This is a genomic window from Mesorhizobium sp. M7A.F.Ca.MR.176.00.0.0, from assembly GCF_004023165.1.
GTDB lineage: Bacteria > Pseudomonadota > Alphaproteobacteria > Rhizobiales > Rhizobiaceae > Mesorhizobium.
This window is the reverse complement of record NZ_RZTC01000002.1, coordinates 125,437-141,464: the sequence shown is the minus strand read 5'-3', so window position 1 is coordinate 141,464 and position 16,028 is coordinate 125,437. Positions and strand designations below refer to the sequence as shown.

17 protein-coding genes are annotated in these 16,028 nt (G+C 62.7%); 11 read left to right on the top strand and 6 right to left on the bottom strand.

What is annotated here, in order from left to right:
• The first annotated feature begins 27 nt into the window (after positions 1–27).
• On the top strand, positions 28–207 hold the full coding sequence (locus EOB59_RS01585; RefSeq protein ID WP_128287480.1) for a hypothetical protein: 180 nt from the start codon (positions 28–30) through the stop codon (positions 205–207).
• Between the two features lie 3 nt (positions 208–210).
• Here the strand turns inward: EOB59_RS01585 and EOB59_RS01580 are convergent, their stop codons facing one another.
• The gene (locus tag EOB59_RS01580) at positions 211–1,230 is read right to left on the bottom strand and encodes an isopenicillin N synthase family oxygenase (protein ID WP_128287479.1); all 1,020 of its coding nucleotides are present in this window, start codon (positions 1,228–1,230) and stop codon (positions 211–213) included.
• 316 nt (positions 1,231–1,546) lie between these two features.
• Complete coding sequence (uxuA, locus tag EOB59_RS01575; protein ID WP_127396133.1) at positions 1,547–2,731, bottom strand: mannonate dehydratase; 1,185 nt, start codon at positions 2,729–2,731, stop codon at positions 1,547–1,549.
• Positions 2,732–2,829: 98 nt separating this feature from the next.
• Between uxuA and EOB59_RS01570 the strand changes: the two genes are divergently transcribed.
• From EOB59_RS01570 to EOB59_RS01545, 6 genes are all read left to right on the top strand, one after another.
• Positions 2,830–3,615 carry an SDR family oxidoreductase gene (locus EOB59_RS01570; protein WP_128287478.1) on the top strand — a complete coding sequence of 262 codons (786 nt, stop codon included), beginning with the start codon at positions 2,830–2,832 and terminating at the stop codon, positions 3,613–3,615.
• A gap of 256 nt (positions 3,616–3,871) precedes the next feature.
• Entirely contained in the window at positions 3,872–5,224 is a 1,353-nt protein-coding gene (locus EOB59_RS01565; protein ID WP_128287477.1) for an extracellular solute-binding protein, read from the top strand.
• A 110-nt stretch (positions 5,225–5,334) separates the two neighbouring features.
• Positions 5,335–6,273, top strand: coding sequence for a sugar phosphate isomerase/epimerase (locus EOB59_RS01560; RefSeq protein ID WP_128287476.1), 939 nt, complete (start codon positions 5,335–5,337; stop codon positions 6,271–6,273).
• Complete coding sequence (locus EOB59_RS01555; protein WP_127807795.1) at positions 6,270–7,205, top strand: sugar ABC transporter permease; 936 nt, start codon at positions 6,270–6,272, stop codon at positions 7,203–7,205. The genes EOB59_RS01560 and EOB59_RS01555 overlap by 4 nt, the downstream gene beginning before the upstream one ends.
• Positions 7,205–8,104 carry a carbohydrate ABC transporter permease gene (locus EOB59_RS01550; protein WP_127397089.1) on the top strand — a complete coding sequence of 300 codons (900 nt, stop codon included), beginning with the start codon at positions 7,205–7,207 and terminating at the stop codon, positions 8,102–8,104. The genes EOB59_RS01555 and EOB59_RS01550 overlap by 1 nt, the downstream gene beginning before the upstream one ends.
• 1 nt (position 8,105) lies before the next feature.
• Entirely contained in the window at positions 8,106–9,176 is a 1,071-nt protein-coding gene (locus EOB59_RS01545; protein WP_127807796.1) for a Gfo/Idh/MocA family oxidoreductase, read from the top strand.
• Here the strand turns inward: EOB59_RS01545 and EOB59_RS01540 are convergent.
• Both EOB59_RS01540 and EOB59_RS01535 read right to left on the bottom strand, forming a co-directional pair.
• Complete coding sequence (locus EOB59_RS01540) at positions 9,173–9,979, bottom strand: SDR family NAD(P)-dependent oxidoreductase (RefSeq protein WP_127397087.1); 807 nt, start codon at positions 9,977–9,979, stop codon at positions 9,173–9,175. The two genes, EOB59_RS01545 and EOB59_RS01540, sit on opposite strands and share 4 nt — an antisense overlap.
• Entirely contained in the window at positions 9,976–10,830 is an 855-nt protein-coding gene (locus tag EOB59_RS01535) for an NAD(P)-dependent oxidoreductase (RefSeq protein WP_127807797.1), read from the bottom strand. The genes EOB59_RS01540 and EOB59_RS01535 overlap by 4 nt, the downstream gene beginning before the upstream one ends.
• A gap of 232 nt (positions 10,831–11,062) precedes the next feature.
• On the opposite strand from EOB59_RS01535, the gene EOB59_RS01530 reads away from it, so the two are divergent.
• Genes EOB59_RS01530 through EOB59_RS01520 form a run of 3 tightly spaced genes read left to right on the top strand, consistent with a single transcriptional unit; the run spans position 11,063 to position 13,536 of the window.
• A complete protein-coding gene (locus EOB59_RS01530) occupies positions 11,063–11,707 on the top strand; it encodes an isochorismatase family cysteine hydrolase (RefSeq protein WP_127399136.1) in 645 nt (214 codons plus the stop codon).
• Between the two features lie 48 nt (positions 11,708–11,755).
• Positions 11,756–12,298, top strand: a complete 543-nt coding sequence (locus EOB59_RS01525) for a MarR family winged helix-turn-helix transcriptional regulator (protein ID WP_127807798.1) — start codon at positions 11,756–11,758, stop codon at positions 12,296–12,298.
• Positions 12,299–12,342: 44 nt separating this feature from the next.
• Positions 12,343–13,536, top strand: a complete 1,194-nt coding sequence (locus tag EOB59_RS01520) for an amidohydrolase family protein (protein WP_127399212.1) — start codon at positions 12,343–12,345, stop codon at positions 13,534–13,536.
• Between the two features lie 3 nt (positions 13,537–13,539).
• Here the strand turns inward: EOB59_RS01520 and EOB59_RS01515 are convergent, their stop codons facing one another.
• Both EOB59_RS01515 and EOB59_RS01510 read right to left on the bottom strand, forming a co-directional pair.
• The gene (locus EOB59_RS01515) at positions 13,540–14,124 is read right to left on the bottom strand and encodes an amino acid synthesis family protein (protein WP_128287475.1); all 585 of its coding nucleotides are present in this window, start codon (positions 14,122–14,124) and stop codon (positions 13,540–13,542) included.
• The gene (locus EOB59_RS01510) at positions 14,121–14,705 is read right to left on the bottom strand and encodes an amino acid synthesis family protein (protein WP_127396267.1); all 585 of its coding nucleotides are present in this window, start codon (positions 14,703–14,705) and stop codon (positions 14,121–14,123) included. Before EOB59_RS01510 ends, EOB59_RS01515 begins: the two co-directional genes overlap by 4 nt.
• A gap of 255 nt (positions 14,706–14,960) precedes the next feature.
• Between EOB59_RS01510 and EOB59_RS01505 the strand changes: the two genes are divergently transcribed.
• A complete protein-coding gene (locus EOB59_RS01505; RefSeq protein WP_127267638.1) occupies positions 14,961–15,965 on the top strand; it encodes a BMP family ABC transporter substrate-binding protein in 1,005 nt (334 codons plus the stop codon).
• Positions 15,966–16,028 lie beyond the last annotated feature (63 nt).

Below are 16,028 nucleotides of genomic sequence, written 5' to 3'. Positions count from 1 at the left end.
TTGCGCCTGATACCCCAGGACGAAAAAATGGCCGGGCTCGAATACGGCCCGGCCAAAAAGAAGGTCAAAACCTTCAGAGGGGAACACCGTTCGGCGAAATGGGAGGAAACCGCCGAACGAATTTACCTTTTTGAGCTTATTTCCAAGCCTTGGCGACGAATGGCATTCCAAAAAACATGCCAAACGGCAAAAATTCGTGCCAGGTGACCGTCACGAACCCACCGTTCCAGTCTCCAGAAGATCGGCATAGTGGCGGCGTGCCACGTCGGGATGGGAACGCAGCCGGCTTTTGAGCACATTGGTGCCGACATCGCGGAACAAGGGGTTGTCGGGATCGCTTGCCGGTCCGCGCGCCTGCGCCGCCAGCTCCTCGGAAAGGCCGAGAAGCGGGATCGTCGCATCGAGCCGCGCGCTGAAGAAGAAGGGAACGGAAATCCGCTCGACGCCGGCAGGCGGCGTCACGACGCGGTGCACGGTGGCCCGCAGATATCCATTCGATGCGAGTTCGAGCAGTTCGCCGATGTTGACGACCAGCGTTCCAGGCAGCGGATCCACATTCACCCAGCTTCCGTCATATTCGACCTGCAGCCCCTTGTTGTCGTCCTGCAGCAGCAGGGTCAGGAAGCCGCCATCCTTGTGCGCGCCGACGCCCTGGTCGCCTTCGGTCGCGTCACGGCCGGGATAACGGACGATCTTCATGCGATGGTTGGGCGAGTCCCGGTAGATCGCGTCGAAGGCGTCCTCGGGCTGATCGAGCGATAGCGCGAAGGCTTTCAACAGCCGAATCGCCACCGCGGTCGCCTTGGCCTGCCATGCAAGCAGTGCCGGCTTGAGCTCCGGCAATGCCGACGGCCATTGGTTGGGTCCTTGCAACCTTGTCCACGGTGCAATTCCAGGTCCCTGCGCTATGGGCTGGCGCTCGACGCCGATGTCGAGTTGCTCACGCCAATCGGCCGCGCCCTTGGTCAGTTCGCCACCGGCGCGGGTGTAGCCGCGGAACTGCTGGGATTTGACCATTTCGATCGCCAGCTTGTCGGCCTGAGGCAGCGCGAAGAACCGGCGCGAGGCATCGAGCACGTCGTCGATCTCCGAGGCCGAAATTCCGTGGCCGCTGAGATAGAAGAAGCCGACGTCTCGAGCCGCCGTGCGCAGGTCCAGGAGAAAGGTACGATATTCGGACGCACCTTGTTCGAGACGGCTCAGATCGAGCACCGGCACAATTCTGGGCATGGTCAGATTCCTTCTTTTCTCTGCCTTGGCTTAGGAGAAGTAGAAGCGACCACCGGCAAGAGCTTCGAGAATGAATGCATCTCAAAGTGACACGCAAGGCGTGCCGATCAAAGCAACAAGAAGTCCAATCTGGCCCGAATGGAAGAACGTCAGCGCTGCATATTGTGAACTGCCGGCAAATAATTTCCCGACACGTGCTTTACCCGCCATGCCTCTCGTAGGCCGCACTTTCCAGTGCGACATCGTATAAGTCACAGCGGAAGCGCAACCGCGCGTGATCGCCTGTAAATCCGCCAGCCGACCGGCCGGAGCGCATTCAAGCCAGCTCGAACCGCTCGATGGCGCGCATGATGCCACGCAGCTCGGCGAGGCCTTTCAGCCGGCCGATCAGCGAATAGCCAGGATTGAGCCTGGTCTTGCCGATATCGTCGGCGAGCAGATGGCCATGGTCGGGCCGCATAGGAATGCGCCAGTCGGCGCGGCCTTCCCGACGGCGGCGCGCCTCTTCCTGCATCAGAGCCAGGATAACATGCGCCATGTCGGTGCCGCCCTCGAGATGCTCGGCCTCGTGGAACGAGCCGTCATCCTCGATGGTGATGTTGCGCAGATGGGCGAAATGGATGCGGTCGGCGAACTCCTTGACCATGGCGACGATGTCGTTGTCGGCGCGCGTGCCATAGGAGCCGGTGCAGAACGTCAGGCCGTTGGCGGGGCTGTCGACGGCGTTGAGGATGAAACGCGCATCCTCGGCGGTCGAAACGATGCGCGGCAGGCCATAGAGCGAGAAGGGCGGGTCGTCGGGATGGATGCACATGCGCACCCCCTCCTCTTCGGCCACCGGAATGATCTCGCGCAGGAACCAGGCAAGGTTGTCGCGCAGCTCCTTCGGTCCGATCGCATCATAGTCCGCCAGGGCCTCGCGAAAACTGTCCCTGTCATAGCTGCGCTCGGTCGCAGGCAGGCCGGCGATCAGGTTGCGCTCGATCCTGTCGATCGCTTCGCTGCTCAATTCCTTCAGCCGCGCTTCCGCCTCGGCAATGCGGGCGGGGGTATAGCCGGCCTCGGCATTGACGCGCTTCAGCACAAACAAATCGTAGGCCGCGAAATCGATCGCGTCGAAACGCAACGCATAACCTGTCGTTGGCAGCCGATAGGCGAGATCCGTGCGCGTCCAGTCGACCACCGGCATGAAATTGTAGCAGACCGTCGCAATGCCGGCCTTGGCGAGCGCGCGAATTGAGTCACGATAATAGCCGGCATAGCGCTCGCGTTCCGGCGCGCCGATCTTGAATGAATTGTGGACCGGAATGCTCTCGACCACCGACCATGTCAGGCCGGCGGCCTCGATGACACGCTTGCGCTCCAGAATGCTCTCGAGCGGCCAGGCGCGCCCGTCATAGATATCGTGCAAGGCGCTCACCACGCCGGTCGCACCGGCCTGCCTGACATGATCGAGCGTTACCGGATCGTTCGGTCCATACCAGCGCCAGCACTGTTCCATTGCCGCTTCCTTCTGCGAGAGAACGGCAACCTATTGTTGGACCACAATGGGTGTCAAACTAGGAACGGTTTCGGACAGCGAATGAAGGAGTTTTCCCAATGAAGGATTTCGACGGCAAGGTGGCTTTGGTGACGGGGACGACCGGGATTGGCCTCGCAACCGCCAGACGCCTCGCTGCAGGGGGTGCTGCGATCGTCGCCTGCGGCATCGACCGCGCGGCCAACGCTGCGCTGAAAGCGGAACTGGAAAGCTCCGGAGCCGGGGCGCTGGTCATAGACGCCGACGTCTCCGTGCCCGATCAGGTTCGCGACGCGGTCGCGGCCGGCGTGGAGCGGTTCGGCGGCCTCGATATCATCGTCAATTCGGCGGCGGTGCATCCGTACGGAACCGCGACCAGCACCTATTTCGAGACCTGGAACAGGGCGATGTCGGTCAATGTCGGGTCCATCTATCTGACCGCGCATTTCGGCATTCCGGAAATGGTCCGCAGGGGCGGCGGCGCCATCGTCAACGTCGCTTCGGTGCAGGGCTTTGCCTGCCAGCAAAACGTCGCCGCCTATGCCACCACCAAGGGCGCCATCCACACGCTGACGCGTGCCCTGGCCCTCGACCATGCGCGCTCCGGCATCCGCGTCAATTCCGTCAGCCCCGGCTCGATCCGCACCCCGATCCTGGAGAAGGCCGCCCGCGGCGAGAACGGCACGGATGCCGATGTCGAGGCCGCCTACAAGCGCTTCGGCGAAGCGCACCCCATCGGGCGCATCGGCGAGCCGGAGGAAGTGGCCGAACTCATCGCTTTCCTGTGTTCGTCGAAGGCCGGCTTCTGCACTGGCGCGGACTACAAGATCGATGGCGGCCTGACCGCCGGCATCGGCGTGAAGTAGATCGCGAAGATTGGGGCTTGTCCGTTACCGGGAGCAGCCAGCATCCGACCATTGGTTTGCCGATCTTCTTGCAGATCAATGCCCAAGCAAATTGAACACCGCACGGGCCACGCCGACATGAAAGGGGCGTTCGATCGATGAATTAATAGGCATTCTTGCCGATTGACAAAAACATCAACAGGCGACCAAGATCATATGACCATCAACGATATTGGTCCCGAGGTTGCCCCTCGGCATTGGCGTAAAGGAGAGCCAGATGCCCCTTCAGCAGAGAGTGACCCATCGTCCGAAACAACGTCCCGCCGCTCCCATCCTTGCCACCGCGCTGCTAGGCCTCGGCCTGATCACACTGCCCGGTATCGGCCACGCCGAAGGGATCACGCTCAAGATTTTCGGCGGCTCGGCGCTCGACGAACTCGCGCCGCGTCAACCGCCGGACGAGCAGAAGAAAATCCAGCAGCAGGTCATCGACGGCTTCCTCAAGGCCAACCCCGACGTCGCCGCGGTCGAGTGGGATGCCCAGGGGCCGCAGACCGATTCCATCCAGCGCGTGATGACCGCAAAACTTGCAAACCAGGAAATGGATCTGATCGCCTGCCCGGCCTTCTACACCAATGGCGCCTATGTCAGGCGCAAACTGGTGATGCCGATTACCGACAAGATCAAGCCGTTCCAGGACAGGATCGATACCGCCGCTCTTGGCGCCTTTACGGTCAACGGCCAAGTCTATGGCGTGCCGATCTCGACGCTGTCGACATCGACGATCTTCTACAATGTCGATCTCTTTCAAAAGCTCGCCATTCCTGTCCCGCCAACCTATGACGACCTGAAGGCAGCCGTGCCGAAGTTCAAGGCTGCGGGCGTGATCCCTCTGCTGCATCAGGGCTCGAACACCGTGATGTGGCCGATGTGGTACTTCGAGACCTTTTCGCAGGCATCGGGCGACCCGGTCGGCAAGACGCAGAAGAACCTCGAAGGCACGGCGAAATTCACCGACGCGCCCGATGTCGAGGGATTCAAGCTGATCAAGCAGTGGGTCGATGACGGCATCCTTTCCAAGGATTCGCTTTCCGTCGACCAGGACGGCATGCGTGCGGCGTTCGCCGCCGGCAAGAGCGCCATGTATTATGGCGGCACCTGGGAAATCCCGTCGCTCCAGTCGAGCGTCAAGGACTTCAAATGGGGCGTCTTCGCCTTTCCGAAAATGGACGGAACGCCGGGAGCGCCCGGCCATGGCGGCGGTGCCGACAACGGCATGTGCGTCGCCTCCTTGATCCCGCCCGAGAAGCTCGATGCCGCGGTCAAATTCATCGAATATCTGACACGGCCTGAAGTCGCGACGCTCTACCTCGCGCCGGAACAGCCGATCGCGGCCTCGATCAAGGGCGTGCCGCAGGTCGACGATGCCTATGCCGTCGAATTGCGCAAGCAAGCCTTCCCGAACACGATCAAGTTCCTCGACTGGATCTGGCCCTCGGAGGTCGCGAGCGCCACGTCTTCGGCAATCGCCGGCATCGTCGGCGGCACCACGACGCCCGAAGACGCCGCCGCATCGATCCAGACCATCTTCGATGACCTCAAGGCCCAGGGCAACTGGCCGCCCAAATGAGGCCCTGAAGTAGCGCCTGCAAGCGAGCGCCCATCCAGCCGGGCTGATGTGCCAGGCAAGAAAAACAGAGGCTGCCTGCTTCGGGCAGCCTCGCCCATCGGAGAAAACACATGACGATACATCGCGCCGAACGGCAGCGCTTCTCGATCGGCTATCATCTGAACAGCTGGGACCTGACCGGCCTTCCGCTCAGGCCGGCCATCAAGTTTCTCGCCGACCAGGGCTTCGGCTGGTTCGAAATCCTCGCCTTCACCAGCCTGTCGGACCAGTACGCCCGCAAATACATGCAGCTCGGCAACCAGGCGCCGATGGGAGTGACCACCGACACCGACATCTTGCGGCGCTATGCGCTGCTGTCGGAAGGCCAGAGCGAGTATGGCATCAAGCTCTCCTCCTTCTACGTCAATGCGATTTTCACCAACCCTGTCGCCTGGACCTATGAACGGGACGTTCTCGTCGCGCTGGCCAGGCTGCTGAAGGGGTTCGGCTCACCGGTGCTGGTTCTCGGCGGCGGTCCATCGGAAGCCGCTGCCGGGGCGCACACGGCCGACGACTACCGGGCCTTTTGCCGGGCGCTCGAGGATATCGGCAAGCGGACGAAGGACCTTGGCATCGAGACGGTCTATCACCCGCATCTCGACACCTTCATCGAGCGTCGCGACCAGCTCGATCGCATGATGGATGAACTGGATACCGGTCTGGCCGGCCTGTGCATCGATCCGGCGCATCTTGCCCACACCAATTCCGATCCGGTCGACGCGGTCAAGACCTACATTTCAGCCGTGCGCTACATGCATTTCAAGGACACCAGGGTCGATCCGGCGCTGAAGGGCTATGACCGCTATGGCGCCTTTTGCGAGCTCGGCGCCGGGGTCGTCGATCTCGCTGGCATCGTCGACGTCCTGCTGGATGCAAACTACGATGGCCTCGCCATCATCGAGCTGGATGCGTCCAAGAAAACGGCAGAGCAAAGCACGCTCGAGAGCATCGCCTATGTCAGGGACACGCTCGGGCTGGTGCTGACCCCGCAAGGCGCGAAGGCCACATGAGCACGCGACCGCAAGAGGCGGCTCCTGTTTCGAGCCGATCCGGCACCTGGCGCTTCAATGCCGGGGACGGGGCGGTCGCATTCGTCATGATCCTGCCCGCCGCGATCCTCTTCGGTCTTTTCTACCTCTGGCCGTTCGTCAACGGCTTCTGGCTCAGCCTGCACAATTGGGACGGGTTTTCCGACCCGACCTGGGCAGGTATTTCCAACTACAAGCGGCTCGTGCACGATCGGATCTTCCTCGGTGCGCTGCGCAACAATTTGATTTTCGTCTTTGCCGTCGTCGTCCTGAAGAACGTGCTCGGCCTCGGGCTGGCGCTGCTTCTGAACCGGGCGCTGCTTGGCCGCACCTTCTTCCGCGCCGCCGCCTTCGTCCCGGTGACGATGTCCTTCGTCGCCGTCGGCCTGCTCTGGTCCTGGATCTACAATCCGGTCTTCGGCCTGCTCAACAGCGGGCTCGATCTCATTGGCCTCGCCGGGCTGAAACGATCATGGCTTGGCGACGCCGACATCGCGCTCTACTCGATCATCGTCGTCGATGTCTGGAAATGGCTTGGCTTCCATGCCGTCATCTATCTGGCCGGGCTGCAGACGATTCCCTCGGAGCTTTATGAATCGGCGAAGATGGACGGCGCCGGCCCCTTGCAGCGCTTCCGGCACGTCACCGTTCCGATGATGATGCCGATCATCTTCATCAACACCATCCTCGGCCTCTCCGGCGCCTTCGTGCGCAATTTCGACATCGTCTATGTCCTGACCAAGGGCGGCCCGAACCACGCCACCGAAGTGGTGCTCACCTACATGATGAGCAAGGCCTTCCAGGACGGCGCCATGAGCTACGCCGCGGCGATCGGCTATGTGCTGTTCATGATCGTCGGGCTGGCCAGTGTCGGCCTGCTGGCCCTGATGCAGCGGCAAAGGCTCGACGTCTGATGAGAGCCGCCAACCTTTCGCTGAACGATGGCGCCGCCGGCTCTCGCCGTCGCGGGCTCATGCAGCGCCTCGGCATGCGCGGCATCCTCGAAATTGGCGGCATCTATGCCGCGCTCATTCTCGTGCTCTTCGAGACCCTTTATCCGCTGCTTTGGGTGCTGTTCGGTTCGCTCAAGACCAAGCAGGAAATGCTCAGCAATGTCTGGGGTCCGCCATCGAGCCTGGTGCTGCAGAACTATGCCGATGCCTGGCGGATCGCCGGCATGGGATCGCGCATCGTCAACAGCATCTTCGTCACCGGCTCGGCATTGATCATCCTGGTGGCCGTCGCGACGCCGTGCGCCTATGCGGTGGCGCGTCTTCGTTTCCCCGGACGCGGTCTTGTGATCGCAGTCGCGGTTGCGGCCATGCTGGTGCCGCCGCAGGTGATGGCCATTCCGCTGTTCCTGGTGGCGCGCGATCTCGGCCTGATAAACAGCCGGCTCGGCATTGCCTTCATCTATGCCGCGACGTCGCTGCCGCTTTCGGTCTTCATCCTGCGCAGCTTCTTCATCACATTGCCGGCCGACCTCGAAGATGCCGCGCGCATCGATGGCGCCAGCCGGCTCGAGATCCTGATCCACATCATGCTGCCCCTGGTGCGGCCGGGCGTGGCGCTGATCCTCATCTTCGGCTTCATCGAGATCTGGAACGATTTCTTCCTGGCCTTCCTGCTGTTGCGCGACCCTTTGGTGCAGACCATCCCGCTAGGACTGGTCAGCTTCTTCCAGCAATACGACTCGCTCTGGACGCTCTATTTCGCCGCGTTGACGATCACGACACTGCCGGTGATCGTCGTCTTTGTCGCCATGCAACGGCAGTTCATCGCCGGCCTGACAGCCGGCGCCGTGAAGGGTTGACATGCAGGATCGCGTTATTGGCGTCGGCGTCATCGGCTGCGGCGAGATCGCCCAGCTGATGCACTTGCCCTATCTCATGGAATTACCGGCGTTTCGCATCGCCGCCTTGTGCGACATCTCTCCCGGCACGGTCGACAAGGTCGCGGAACATTATGGCGTCACTGCCAGATATACCGACCATCGCGCGCTGCTTGCCGACCCGAATGTCGATGCGGTCGTGATCTGCACCTACGATCATGGCGAGATGGTCGCCGATGCAATCCGAGCCGGCAAACACCTGATCGTCGAGAAGCCGCTTGCCTTCACGCCGCAGGAGGCGCGCCCGCTTGTCGAGCAGGCCGAGCGGAGCGGCCTCGTCGCCCTTGTCGGCTACATGAAATTCTATGATCCCGGCTATGAGACCGGGCTGGAGCGCATCGCCGCTATCGGCCGGCCGAAGTCGATCCATGTCCACGATTTCGCGGGCCGCTTCGACCGTTATGGCCAACTCTACACCCAGACCAGGGTCACCGACGTGCCGGCCGATGTGTTGGCGGCGGGGCGCGAAACGGTCGCTCGGCGCATCGAGGCGGCGCTCGGTGTGGACCATGCCGGCTATCGCGATCTCTATCTTGTACTGCTCAGCCTCGCCAGCCACGACCTTGCCGTCATGCGCGGTGCTTTCGGCACGCCCGACCGCGTCGTCCATGCGCAACAGACCGGCCCGAACCAGTTGCTGGCCGTGCTCGACTATGGCGGCGTCCCTTGCCTCTTCGACATGGCACTTGCCCAGTATGAATGGTGGGACGAGTGGATCCATGTGCATGGCGAGCGCGACGAGGTGCGGATCGAATTCCAGAACCCCTATTTCCGCAATGCCTCGGCGACTGTCCGGCTACGTGAAACGACAGGCGAGGCTGCATCCGAACGCGTTCTGCCTGGCGTTCCTGATACGTCGTTCCGCCGCGAGTGGCTGCATTTCGCCGATTGCATCCTTGCCGGTGTTAAGCCGCGCACGCCGCTTTCGGGCGGGCTCGCCGATCTCGATCTTGCCGTCCGGATCATCCAGGCAATGCCGCCGAAAAGACTTTAGCGAAATTTCGGAAACGCGCCGCCGGCCGGCGCGTTGGCCCAGCTCTGCAAGGTCTGGCCGCCGTCGATCAGCCAATCCACGCCTGTGACGTGCTTCGCCTCGTCGGAGGCCAGGAAAGCCAGGGCGGCCGCGACATCGTCCGGCTGGCCGATGCGGCGCAACGGAATGCGGTCGGCGAAATGCTGGACGCTGCTCTTGAATTCGCCGTCGCCGGAAGCCGGCACGCCAAGCGTCGTCTCGATCACGCCGGGGCAGATGGCATTGACGCGTATGCCATAGGGCGCGGCATCGAGCGCCGCGACCCGCGTCAGGCCGACCACGCCGTGTTTGGAAGCGACATAGCCAGCTCCCCCCGAAAGGACGTCCCAACCGGCCATGGACGAGCCCATGTTGACGATCGAGCCACCGGTCCCGGCCTTGATCATCGCCCGAAGCGAAGCCTGCAGCACGAGGAAGATGCCGCGCAGATTGATGCGGATGGTCGTATCCCAGTCCTCGACCGGCAGGTCGTGAACGGGAGCGACGACGCCGGAAATGCCGGCATTGTTGAACACCACGTCGAGGCCGCCGAACGTCTCAACGATCGCCTCGACGGCGCGCCGCACATCCGCTTCGTCGGTGACGTCGGCTTCGATGGCAATGGCGTTTTCACCCAGTGAGCGAGCCAGTTGCTGCGCCGCCGCGCCATTGCGGTCGACAATGGCGACCCGTGCGCCTTCGTCAAGGAAACGCCGCACCGCTGCGCTGCCGATCGCGCCCGCGCCGCCGGTGACGAGAACATTCTGTTTGTCGAACCGTTTCATTGTCCGGCCTCCGGCTTCGGATAGGAACGCCACGAATGGCTTGGCTCGAAGCCGATCGTTTCGCGCGCATGGATCGTGTCGAGCACGGCGCCGAAACCGGCGATCGGCCGTGACAGGGGGACATCAGGGTAGACCCGGCGCAAAAGCGCTTCGGTTTCCTCTTCCATGAATGTGTCGGCGGCGCTGAGGAGGACGCGCAGATGGCCGTCGCCTTGCCATTCAAGCGCCCGCAGGAAGCCCTGACCGGCGTCGCGCCCATCAAGATAGGCCCACAGGTCACGGGCACTGTCGGCAGTGGCGCGGCGCGGCGCGACGCCCTCGAAAAAAGAACCCGGCGTCTGGATCCACGGCATGCGGATACTGACCGCCGAAAAGGCGCCGCGGCGCACCGCCGCGTCGACGATTTCCTCGCCCAGCCATTTCGACAGGCCGTACGGGTCCTGCGCGCCGACCGGATGGTTCAGGTCGACCGGCAGATAGGGCGGTCGAACAGGTTTCTCGAAAAAGGGATAGCCGAAAACGCTGAAGGACGAGGCATAGACGAAGCGCCTGGCGCCGGCCATGGCAGCTGCCTCGACCACATTGTAGGCGGTCGCGATGTTGGTCTTGAACACCTCGCCGCCGGCCCGGCCGGTCGGCCGCGGAATGGCCGCGACATGCACAACCGCATCGCAATCGCGCACCAGCTGCAGCGTCGACCCCAGATCGGTCAAATCGGCGGTTGCGTGGCGCCATGCGACCTCACCCGGCACTACGGCATCGACACCAAGCACATCGTGGCCGGCCGCAACCAGAGCCTCGGCCACATGGCGGCCAAGCAGGCCACTGGCTCCGGTGACGATGGTTTTCATATCTCGACCTCGGCTCCGCAATTAAGCGGCTTGAATATCATTGATGGTCATACAAATCGAGCACATGCCTGACAAGCGTTGTCAAGGCCATTTCGCGATGGACAAATAGCGCATACGCTTGTCGGAGCGCGGTGCGCAAGGCCGACCAGCACGCTTTGCGTCGAACGGGATTGACTTGGCATCCACTAGGGTTTTTTGTATGAGCATCAACGATCGGTCAAAGGAGCTCGCCATGTCCGTGGACAGTTTTTCCTCACATCGGCACGATGACGCGGTGCGTCTCGATTCACGCCGTGCAGCCGTTGTCGTCATCGATATGATCAATGAATTCTGCAAGCCCGGCGGGGCCATGGTCCTGCCTGGGTACGAGACGCTGGTCGGGCCGCAACTGGCCGTGATCGAGGCCGCGCGCGCCGCCGGCGTGCCGGTGATCTGGGTCCATGACAGCCACCGGCCGGGCATGCGACGCGAGCGCGAATGGCTGAAGCGCACGCCGCATTGCCTGGACGGAAGCTGGGGGCCGGAGATCATCGAGGATCTCGGCGCCCGCGATGATGAGATCCATGTGATCAAGCGGCGCTACTCGGCCTTCTTCCAAACCGACCTCGACCTGACGCTGAAAGACATGCAGATCGATCAGTTGATCATCTTCGGCGTGGTCACCAATATCTGTGTGCGCTCGACCGTCCACGATGCCTTTTTCGAGGGCTATGAGGTGGTAGTGCCAAGCGATTGCTGCGCGGCAACGGGACCACGCGAGCAGGAAAGCTCGCTGTATGACATAGCGACCCATTTCGGCGTGATCAGCGATTCGGCTGATGTCGTCGCAGCCCTCCGCGACGGGACATCGCTTCAACCAGCGAGGGTTGCGGCTTGAGCTTTTTCCGGCCGGCGACATCCAAGACAGCGGCGATAGGAGTCCGGTGTGACGACTGAAAAGAAACCGCAATCCAAAAAAGGCGAAACGCCGGGAGGCGATGCACCCCTGAGCCGCGAGCAGGTGCTGCAGCAGTACGCCGGGACCGGCTATGAACTGGACCGCCACCCGGCGCACGTCATCCGCCGGGCGCATCAGCGCGCGACGTTGCGCTTCCAGCAGGTCATGGCCGGCGAAGACCTTTCGCCAACGCAATTCGCGGCGCTCGCCACGATCCTCAAGCATGGCGAAGTTTCGCAGAACCATCTCGGCCGGCTGACGGCGATGGACCCATCGACCATCAGCATCGTCATGCGCAAACTGCTCAAACACGGGCTGATCACGCGCAGCGCCTCCGAAACCGACCAACGCCTGACGATGATCGCGCTGACCAGCAAAGGGACCGACTATACGCTGGAGCGGCTCGAACGCAGCGTCGAGGTCGGGCGGCGGTTCCTGTCGCCGCTCTCACCGGCCGAGCAGGCGACGCTGCTTCGCCTGCTCCAGCGCATCAACGACGACGACCCATCGAATGGCGACGGCGGCAAATAAGCTGCGTCCAGTCCTTTTTTCCATAACAGCAAAAGTGAGAACCGATGTCGTCCGACCTCCAGTCGTCTGCCAACACGCTCGTCGTCCGCAATATCGGTCTCATGCTGAGTGGCGATCTAGCACAACCGATCATCGACGCCGACACCATCGTCGTGACCGATGGACGTATCACCGGCATTGGCAAGGCAGGCGACATTGATGGCGGCAGCGCGGCGACGGTCATCGATGCGATGGGCTGCGCGGTCGCGCCGGGTCTTATCGACAACCACGCCCATCCGGTGGCCGGCGACTGGACGCCTCGGCAGAACCAGATCGGCTGGATGGATTCGACCGTGCATGGCGGCGTCACCACCATGATCTCGGCGGGGGAAGTCCACACGCCGGGCCGACCGCGCGACCTGGTCGGGCTGAAGGCGCTGGCGATCGCTGCCCAACGCACCTTCTCCAACTTCCGTCCGAACGGCATGAAGATCCTGGCCGGGGCACCGATCCTGGAACCCGGCCTTACCGAGGAAGACTTCCGCAGTCTCGCCGAGGCCGGCGTGACGCTTGTCGGCGAGGTCGGGCTTGGCGGCGTCAAGGATGGGCCGACCGGCCGGCAGATGATCGCCTGGGCGCGCAAATACGGCATGACCTCGATGACCCACACGGGCGGCCCGTCGCTGCCCGGCTCCGGCCGCATCGGCGCGGATGTCGTGCTGGAGGTCGACGCCGACATTGTCGCCCACGTCAATGGCGGGCCAACCGCCCTGCCCGACGCGGAAATACGGCAGATCTGCGAGAAGGGCTCGAGGGCGCTTGAAATCGTCCATAACGGCAATTTGCGCACCGGACTGTTCGTGCTCGACCTGGCAAGGCAGCGCGGCGAACTTTCGCGCGTCATCCTCGGCACCGACAGCCCGGCCGGATCCGGCGTGCAGCCGCTCGGCATCCTGCGGACGCTCACCATGCTGGCTTCGCTGGGCGGCATCGCGCCGGAAGTGGCGTTCTGTCTTGCCAGCGGCAACACGGCGCGCGTGCGCAGACTGGACGATCGCGGTTTGATCGAGGTCGGTCGCGCCGCCGACCTGATCTTCATGGACCAGGCGATCGGCGGCGCCGGCGACGGGCTGCTCGACAGCGTGGCGCTCGGCAATCTTCCAGGCATTGGAATGGTCGTCATCGACGGCGTGGTGCGGACCGGCCGGAGCAGAAATACGCCTCCGGCGCTCCGGGTGCCGGAAATCCTGGCGGCCTGACGGTCAGCCGACGCCGTCAATCCCGACAATCTTGTCCTTGGTCAGCCCGCCGACGCGCGGGTGCGGCCTGCCGGAATCGGTGACGGCGATAGCGACGACGATCTCGTCGGCACGCGGTGCGTCGGGAACACGAACCTCCATGCCGTCGAAATGGCTGCGCACCCGCGCCGCATCCTTGTGACCGAGCGGAATATCGAGCGGCACGCCGAGGCCGCCGCGCTTCTTCGATGAAGGAATGAGCGCGGCGCCCTTGCCGAGCACATCGCGGAACGGGGCGCCGAGCTTTGGATGAAGGATGGCGGCGGCATGTTCGAGCTCGCCATCTGCGCCGACGGCGGCGGCCTTGCCGAAGCTCTCGACCCGGTCGCCGGCAATGCCCAGAGCAGCGACCGCGCGCCTGGGCAAGATATCGCCCAAGGCTTCGCCTATGGCGCTCAGTGCCGACAGGTCCTCGACATAGGTACCCGCATAGGGGTTGCGGATCACCGCAATGGCTGCGGCACGCCGCGTCGGCGGATCGACGGGCCGTCCGCCTTCGATCCGGGTTTCCTCGACGATGGTGATGATGCGGCGAATTTCCGGGCTCATCGCAATCCGTCCTCGCCCTTGATGTCGGCGGCAGCAAGGCCACCGACCCGTGCATGGACGCGTGCGCCGGTGGTCATCGCCAGGATGACCGCCATTTCGTCGCCGCGCGGCGCATCGGCAATGCCTATCTCGATCGCATCGAAATGGCTGCGCACATAGGAGGCGTTTATGTGCGTGATCGGGATATCGATGCGCGTTCCGGGGCCGCCGACCTTCTTGGTCGAAGGCACGATCGCCTTGGCATTGCCGAGCAGTTCGCGCATCGCGTAGCCGCCCGGATTGTGCCAGAGCGCGCCATGTTCAAGCTCGCCGGTGGCGCCGACTATGGCACCCTTGCCATAGCCTTCGATGGCCTGGCCGCCTTCACCAATGGCGTCGATCAGGCGCCGGGCCATATCGAGACCGAGCGGCTTCAGGTCTTCCATGAAGCCGGTGATCTCCTCGACATAGCGTCCGGCAAAAGGGTTGGCGATGACCGCGACGACCGCGCCTCGCTTGAGCGGGCGTGCCGCGTGGGGTCCGCCCTCATGGAATATCTCTTCGACCTGAACCAGAAATTTCCTGACCACCACAGCCGGCATTGTTTCGCTTCCTTCATCCCGTCGTTCATGAAAACTCATTAGAGTATCAACAATTATGCCCGTCGACATTTGTCAAGCGCAGACGTCGAGCACGTGGGCGAAGGGCCAAGAAAACTGCATCGGATGACGATTGACAGCCTGTTAAGCCGCTCCTAAACTCATATGACCATCAACGAACTCGCCGTTGTTACGGCGATATGTGGGGGATGGTCAAAGCGTGGCTTCGAAAGCTGAAAAAAGCTGAAGGGGAATGACATGAAAAGGGCGCTCAAGAGTTTATTTCTGGCCGGCACGATGCTTGCCATTTCGTTCGGACCGGCCGCCGCACAGGCCAAGGTTTCCGTGGCCGCCATCTCGGGATATTTTGCACAGGGTTTTGGCGTTTCGATCGTCAACGGCCTCAACAAGGCCAAGACCGATTTCGGCATCGACCTCAAGCTGGTCGACACCGGCAATCGCGCGCTCGACTACCAGCAGCAGTTCGAGAATCTTGCCAAGGGCAAGCAGTACGACCTCATCTTCGTGATGGGCTGGGAGCTGGTGGACTCGCTGCAAAAGGTCAGCGCCGAATATCCCGACCAGCGCTTCGTGTTCATCGATGGCGTCCTCGACAACCCCAAGATGATCTACGCCAATTTCGCCGAGGAGCAGGGATCCTTCGTGGCCGGTGCACTTGCCGGCATGATCGAAGCCAAGGGCACCGCCTTCGACAAGATCGGCGACGGCAAGGCGATCGGCTTTGTCGGCGGCCGAGATATCCCGGTGATCCGCAACTTCCTGGGCGGCTACGAGCAAGGCGCCAAATATGCCGCGCCCGACGTCAAGGTAAACTCCGTCTTCGCCGGAACTTTCGACGACCCGGCCAAGGGAAGCGAACTTGCCCAGGCGCTTTACGGCCAAGGCTCCGATATTGTCTACAACGTCGCCGGCCCGACGGGTGAAGGCGTGATGCAGGCAAGTGCCGCGGTCGACAAATATTCGATCGGCGTCGACATCGACATGTGCGGCTCGGCTCCCGGAAATGTGCTCGCCAGCATGCTGAAGCGCGGCGACATCGCCGTCTACACGCTGATCAAGGATGAGGTCGAGGGCCGCAAGATCACCGCCGGCACCCGCACTTTCGACCTCGCCTCGGGCGGTGTCGAGGTCAAGGTCTGCGATGATATTGCCCCAAAGATCCCCGCTGACGTGACCGCCAAGCTGGACGAGATCAAAAAGGGCATCGTCGACGGCAAGATCGTGATCGCCAAGGCAAAGTAAGCCAACAACAGCGCCTCCCTCCCAAGAAAGCGCTACACTGATCCGCCGCGGCTTGCCGCGGCG

What these genes read in the sequence shown, in the direction of transcription:
- EOB59_RS01585 (WP_128287480.1), top strand. Translation starts at nt 28, where the DNA reads ATGGCCGGGCTCGAATACGGCCCGGCCAAAAAGAAGGTCAAAACCTTC.
- EOB59_RS01580 (WP_128287479.1), bottom strand. Translation starts at nt 1,230, where the DNA reads ATGCCCAGAATTGTGCCGGTGCTCGATCTGAGCCGTCTCGAACAAGGT.
- uxuA (WP_127396133.1), bottom strand. Translation starts at nt 2,731, where the DNA reads ATGGAACAGTGCTGGCGCTGGTATGGACCGAACGATCCGGTAACGCTC.
- EOB59_RS01570 (WP_128287478.1), top strand. Translation starts at nt 2,830, where the DNA reads ATGAAGGATTTCGACGGCAAGGTGGCTTTGGTGACGGGGACGACCGGG.
- EOB59_RS01565 (WP_128287477.1), top strand. Translation starts at nt 3,872, where the DNA reads ATGCCCCTTCAGCAGAGAGTGACCCATCGTCCGAAACAACGTCCCGCC.
- EOB59_RS01560 (WP_128287476.1), top strand. Translation starts at nt 5,335, where the DNA reads ATGACGATACATCGCGCCGAACGGCAGCGCTTCTCGATCGGCTATCAT.
- EOB59_RS01555 (WP_127807795.1), top strand. Translation starts at nt 6,270, where the DNA reads ATGAGCACGCGACCGCAAGAGGCGGCTCCTGTTTCGAGCCGATCCGGC.
- EOB59_RS01550 (WP_127397089.1), top strand. Translation starts at nt 7,205, where the DNA reads ATGAGAGCCGCCAACCTTTCGCTGAACGATGGCGCCGCCGGCTCTCGC.
- EOB59_RS01545 (WP_127807796.1), top strand. Translation starts at nt 8,106, where the DNA reads ATGCAGGATCGCGTTATTGGCGTCGGCGTCATCGGCTGCGGCGAGATC.
- EOB59_RS01540 (WP_127397087.1), bottom strand. Translation starts at nt 9,979, where the DNA reads ATGAAACGGTTCGACAAACAGAATGTTCTCGTCACCGGCGGCGCGGGC.
- EOB59_RS01535 (WP_127807797.1), bottom strand. Translation starts at nt 10,830, where the DNA reads ATGAAAACCATCGTCACCGGAGCCAGTGGCCTGCTTGGCCGCCATGTG.
- EOB59_RS01530 (WP_127399136.1), top strand. Translation starts at nt 11,063, where the DNA reads ATGTCCGTGGACAGTTTTTCCTCACATCGGCACGATGACGCGGTGCGT.
- EOB59_RS01520 (WP_127399212.1), top strand. Translation starts at nt 12,343, where the DNA reads ATGTCGTCCGACCTCCAGTCGTCTGCCAACACGCTCGTCGTCCGCAAT.
- EOB59_RS01515 (WP_128287475.1), bottom strand. Translation starts at nt 14,124, where the DNA reads ATGAGCCCGGAAATTCGCCGCATCATCACCATCGTCGAGGAAACCCGG.
- EOB59_RS01510 (WP_127396267.1), bottom strand. Translation starts at nt 14,705, where the DNA reads ATGCCGGCTGTGGTGGTCAGGAAATTTCTGGTTCAGGTCGAAGAGATA.
- EOB59_RS01505 (WP_127267638.1), top strand. Translation starts at nt 14,961, where the DNA reads ATGAAAAGGGCGCTCAAGAGTTTATTTCTGGCCGGCACGATGCTTGCC.